The following is a 2,214-nucleotide window of genomic DNA, read 5'->3' on the forward strand; positions in this document are numbered from 1 at the left end:
CATCATAATCAGTTTGGATAATGTGGAAATCAATAATGTGAGGGACCTGATAAAGATGATGAATAAACATGCAGTGGGCGACAAGGTCAGTTTAGGACTTTTCCGGGGTCAGGGAAAGATACAGCTTGATATTGTGCTCGAGAAGGCACCCACTCCTCCACTTTCACCACCTGTGCAGCCAGCTCCCCCGCCGACATGATATCATTCAGCCAAACTGTTACTTACTCTCTGAAAGGAAATAATTCAGTAACATCCTTATAATTCCTTTAAGGGTTCATAGAGAAGAAATAAAATTAATATCTCAACCCATCTTCGTCAGTTTCTCACCTAAATTCTTCATTTTCCCTCTGTAAATAACTTACTCCAGTTGTTACTCCTCCTGTATTTCTCATCAGAAAGACACTTATATAACTTTTTTAATGTGCAACAGACTTTCTAACAAAAATCTTTTTATAGATTGCGTTTCATACCATATATAGGGTACAGACCATATATTTACACTCACAGTCGCGGAAAAAGAACGGCAAAACCTACACTTATTATTCCCTTGCAGAATCCTATCGGGAAGGTAAAAAGAGCAAAAAGAAAGTTATGTGCTATCTTGGAACACTCACCCCACTGCAGGCACAGCAAATACGCAATGCGCTAAAAATAACCCAAACCCCAGATACATTTGTCACAACCTTTGATGACATGCTCTTCGAAGACCATTGGAATTACCTTGACATAGCTTTTTTAAACTATTTATGGGATGAAAAGTGGTGCCTCTCAAAGCTATTCCCATCACCAAAAGAAACCAGCAAAACCCGGAAAAAAGACATATCAACCGGTGATATCGCTAAGATCCTCACCTTCTACCGTTGTTTAGATCCCGGAAGTTACCTCTCTGCCATTGACTGGTTCAACACAACTACCTGCGACTTAATTCTTGGGATCGAGGGAGCGCATTTCAACGAATCTCGAATCTATCGTGAACTCACAGTGATCGAGCAACAAAAAGAAAAAATCGAGCAATACCTTTACGAGACAATGAAAAGTTCGGATGAAGAGGGCATGCGAATCATTTTCTATGATCATTCCGACTCATACTTCGAGGGAAAAAGCTGTCAGCTTGCAAGCCCTGGTCGAACCAAAGCACACGGGTTCAAAAACAAAAGGATAGTTATTTCACTTCTCATTAACTCAAAAGGTTACCCCTTTTCCTGGGATATTCTCGAAGATTACACTGCCGATGTCAAAACGCTAACTGGAAACGCAGATCGATGGAAACAGAAATTCAATTTACAAAAAGTTATCATGGTTTTCGATCGCGGAATGGTCTCAGATGATAACCTGAAACATCTGGAAGACAGCAAGAACTACCTGTACATTACTGCCTTGGACAAAGATCAACTGAACGGGGTTGAAGGATTTAAGCCTGAGAGGTTCAAGAACTTTACTGAAGAGACCATGGAAAATGAGATAATTTCGAAAGGTTTGACCAAATACGATGATAACACATACTACGAAGACCTGGGAGTGGATAGCAGTGACAGACGGCACATTCTGGTGTTTAACCAGGACCTTCTCCAGGATCAGCGGAAGGCCAGGGAAAAGTTCATAGGGAAAGCGATGGAGGAGTTGGGGGAAGAGAGAAACTCACTCATAGAGGCGAAAAAGAGCCGTAATGAAAATCCGACTGAAAAAAGGATTGATGAGATACTGAAGAAGTTTAAGGTGAATGGCTATTTGGATTATAGCCTTGAGGGCGAGGTCATAACTACGAAAGAGGGTTCTGAGGTTCGGACTTTCAATCTCAAATACGGAAGGAAAAAGGAGGCGATTAAAAAGGCAATGCGAACAGATGGTATGTGGATGCTGGTTACGAATATCACGGTAACTACAGAGCCTGAGGAGTTGAGGCTCAGTCCAGAAAAACTTATACGTGCATACAGGGATAAGAATAGAGTGGAAGAGGGGTTTAGGGAAGTGAAGTCTTTCCTTAAGTTCCGACCGACATTTGTGTATAGAAATGATCATGTCCGTGCACATTATACGATATGCATTCTGGCTTATCTGCTGGATGTAACTGTTACGAACAGGCTCAGGGAAGCTCCGGTCGAGGATGTGGGTGGTGTGAGGAAGGTCTATAGTACGTTTGGTAGATGTGAAGTTGCAAAGTTGGGCGTGAGGGGGACTAAATGTGAAGGTAAAAAGCTTATGCCTGTTACGGAT

2 protein-coding genes are annotated in these 2,214 nt (G+C 41.9%); both read left to right on the forward strand.

The window, feature by feature from the left end:
* The coding region (locus tag IBX40_12950) for a PDZ domain-containing protein (GenBank protein MBE0525218.1) at window positions 1–199 on the forward strand (199 nt) is incomplete at its 5' end.
* Window positions 200–591: 392 nt separating this feature from the next.
* Window positions 592–2,214, forward strand: a 1,623-nt coding sequence (locus IBX40_12955) for an IS1634 family transposase (GenBank protein ID MBE0525219.1), incomplete at its 3' end; no start/stop codon positions are given.

It is taken from the genome of Methanosarcinales archaeon (genome assembly GCA_014859725.1).
Classification (GTDB): Archaea; Halobacteriota; Methanosarcinia; order Methanosarcinales; family Methanocomedenaceae; genus Kmv04.